This is a genomic window from Nevskia soli (assembly GCF_903970205.1).
Lineage (GTDB): Bacteria > Acidobacteriota > Terriglobia > Bryobacterales > Bryobacteraceae > Bog-113.
Window position 1 is genome coordinate 1 of sequence record NZ_CAJCHS010000060.1, and the last position, 3,285, is coordinate 3,285.

General features: G+C 59.4%; 2 protein-coding genes and 1 pseudogene. 1 reads left to right on the plus strand and 2 read right to left on the minus strand.

Translation table 11 applies throughout. The features are described 5' to 3' along the window. A partial coding sequence (locus H1Y01_RS02995; RefSeq protein ID WP_180538624.1) for an alcohol dehydrogenase catalytic domain-containing protein occupies positions 1-423 on the minus strand: 423 nt, incomplete at its 3' end. Positions 424-531: 108 nt separating this feature from the next. On the opposite strand from H1Y01_RS02995, the gene H1Y01_RS03000 reads away from it, so the two are divergent. Continuing rightward, positions 532-2,724 carry a bifunctional alpha,alpha-trehalose-phosphate synthase (UDP-forming)/trehalose-phosphatase gene (locus H1Y01_RS03000; protein ID WP_257644405.1) on the plus strand — a complete coding sequence of 731 codons (2,193 nt, stop codon included), beginning with the start codon at positions 532-534 and terminating at the stop codon, positions 2,722-2,724. Here the strand turns inward: H1Y01_RS03000 and H1Y01_RS03005 are convergent. Next, positions 2,721-3,285: pseudogene (locus tag H1Y01_RS03005) on the minus strand (eukaryotic translation initiation factor eIF-2-beta/eIF-5 family protein); the annotation flags it as partial. The gene H1Y01_RS03000 and the pseudogene H1Y01_RS03005 overlap by 4 nt on opposite strands.

Below are 3,285 nucleotides of genomic sequence, written 5' to 3' on the forward strand. Positions count from 1 at the left end.
CGCGAGCGCACCGCCGGCGAAGCCACCAAGCATATGCGAGTAACCGAAAAGTCCCGCGGGCGAATGCCCCATTGCCTTTCTGGCAATCTCGGCATTCGGGTTGGATGTGTCGCAAAGCGAAAACATCGTCATCTTACAGAAGCGGCAAGTACCGCAGGAGATGGTAAACGGCACCACAACGCGATCGCCCTTTTTTAGTTTCTTAACGCCGGGCCCGACTTCGACGACAATACCCATCGGCTCATGACCGAGAATGTCGCCCGCTTCCATGGTCGGCATCATGCCGTCATAGAGATGTAGATCGGAACCGCAGATTGCGGTGGATGTGATCTCAAGAATCACATCTGTACTTTGTTGAATCTTCGGCTCGGGAACGGTTTCGACGCGAACGTCATGCGTCCCGTGCCAGGTAAGTGCTTTCATCATTTCTTGGAATGCCTCGACATCAGGTGCAGCATTCTGCTGGCCTCGTTTTCGTCTGTGTCGTGCGAACGATGACGAGGCTCAACGGGTTGCGCGAGACTAAACCAAGTGGCCGATTCCAAAAGACTCCTCGTAGTATCGAACCGTTTACCGGTGTCGTTGTCGCATGCAACCGGCGAGTGGATCACGACCCGAAGTGCAGGCGGACTTGCAACTGCGATGGATCCGATCCTCAAGCGTACCGGCGGGGCTTGGATTGGTTGGAGCGGCGCGCGAGAGCAATTGCCTGCGGACATCTTGAGCAAGCTGCGCGAAGAGCAGAGTGCGATTCCCGTGCGGCTCGCACCCGAGCACGGGCTGCGCTTCTATGAGGGCTACGCGAATCAGGCCGTCTGGCCGTTGTTCCACAGCTTCATCTCGCGCGCGAAGTTCGTGCCGGAGAACTGGAGCAGTTATCACGACGGCAACGAGCGGTTCTGTGACGCAATTGTGGAACAGTACCGGGAAGGCGATCGGATCTGGGTACATGACTACCATCTGATGCTGCTGCCGCGCATGCTGCGAAGGCGTCTACCCGACGCGGCTATTGGATTCTTTCTGCACATTCCGTTTCCTTCTTCCGATATCTTCGCGGTGTTGCCGCGCGGAGAGATGCTATTGCGCGGCCTGCTAGGCGCGGACCTGGTTGCATTTCACACGCACTCCTACTTACAACATTTCCGGCGTTCGCTGCGGAGGCTGCTGGGAGTTGAGAGCACGTTGGACTGCGTGGAAGCCGCCGGCCGGCGCATCCGCATCGAGGCTCTCCCGATCGGCATCGCGCCGGAGAGTCTGACGAGTCTTCTGGAGACAGCGGAATCGAAGAGTCATGTAGACGAGCTGCGGCGCAGGTACGAGGGCAGCCAAATCCTGCTCGCGATCGATCGTCTGGACTATACAAAGGGTTTGCCCGAGCGCCTCCGCGCCTTCGAGCGATTGTTGCGCACGCATCCGGAACTGGAAGGTAAGGTGGTGTTGATCCAGGTGGCCGTGCCTTCGCGGGAGAACATTGAGAGTTATCAGGAACTCCGCGCCGAAGTACATGAGTTGGTATCTCATATCAACGGGAAACATGGGACCGCCGGATGGGTGCCGGTCAATTACATCCACCGCAGCTTGCCGCCGGATGAAGTGGCCGCGCTCTACAGGATCGCGGATGTGGCCTGGGTCGCGCCGCTTAGAGACGGGATGAACCTTGTCGCTAAGGAATATGTCGCTTGCAAAGAGGACGGCAACGGAGTTCTGATCTTGAGTACGTTTACCGGCGCGGCGGCGGAAATGGGCGAGGCTTTGTTGGTCAATCCCATGGACGAGGAAGACAGCGCGGAAGCAGTGTTCCGCGCGATCAATATGGATGCCGCGGAGAAGCGCGATCGCATGGGAGCGCTTCGGGAACGCGTGCTGCGCAATGATGTGTATGCGTGGGGCGATCAGTTTCTCTCACGACTGGATGAAGCGTCGGCCGCGCGTACTCTACCGGAGAGTACAGGCGCGATTCCTATGCCGGCGGCGGAGTTCGAACAAGCCTTTCGGACAGCGCCCGAACGTAAGTGTCGCCTGTTACTACTCGATTACGACGGCACTCTGGTGCCGATCGCCGATCGTCCGCCGGACGCTGTCCCGGGGGCCAATATCATCGAGCTACTGACCCGATTGGCGGCGGACCCGCGCAATCGCGTGTTCGTGATCAGCGGCCGTAAGTCGGAAGACCTGGAACGATGGCTTGGAAACGTGCCGCACTTAGGCCTGGCCCCGGAACATTCCGCGCGCTGGCGGTTTCCGGGGAGTCACGAATGGCACGGACATACGGCGCCACATGAGTGGAAACAGACGGTCCGTCCCATCCTGCAACATTATGTAGACCGGACGCCGGGTAGCTTTATCGAAGAGAAGGGGTTCGCGTTAGTCTGGCACTATCGCACGGCCGATCCGGAGTTCGGGGAGTGGCTCGCGACCGAGTTAGTCTCGATGCTCGAAGGCATGCTCGCCGACACGGAATTGCGGGCGTATCGCGGGAAGAAGATTGTGGAGGTGAAGCCGCCGTGGGCAAACAAGGGCGCGATCGTGCCGGAACTGCTCGCGGCGTATCCCGATACCGGGTTTCTGTGCGCCATGGGTGATGACCGCACCGACGAGGACTTATTCGCCGCGCTGCCGAAAGATGCCTGGTCCATATTCGTTGGCGACGGGGTTACTAAGGCGAAGTACCGTCTGGCGCGTCCGGCCGATGTAAGTCGCGTGTTGCAGCGGTTAGTTGACTAATTCGGGTATGTCTCGCCGGCGCGCACAATGCGGATGTAGTGGTCGGTGAAGGTTGAATGGCTACCCGGAAGCTCGACCTTCGGCATATGGCAACTTACGCACTTATCCTTAGCCACGGGGCATTGCTTCGCTACCGGCGTGGTTTTCACGGCAACCGTTGCCGTGTGGCAGGCGAGACATTTGCCGTCATAGGCGTTGTCGTCGCGCACTAAGTCGTGATGCGGATTATGGCAGCCGGTGCAGGCGATGCGCTTATCGTCGCCCAGAAAGCAGCGGCTATTCGCGAGGCGATAGGGCTGGAACCGGGCGTTCACAATGCCGAAGATCCGCATCTGGACTACCGAGCTCCAGGTGCGGTGGCATTGGCCGCAGAATTCGGAGGTGTCCTCGGCGGCCATCGCGCCTAGTTTTTTGGGCGGCGTTGAGGGCTTTCCATCGGCCAGCGCCTGCATATGCGCGTTCGCGCCGGCGTGGCAGACTTCGCACGCGAGACCCGGTTTCATGGTGTCGAGATGCAGTTGAGCGGCAGTCACTGCGTTCGTCGAGTGGCATCCGAAACAG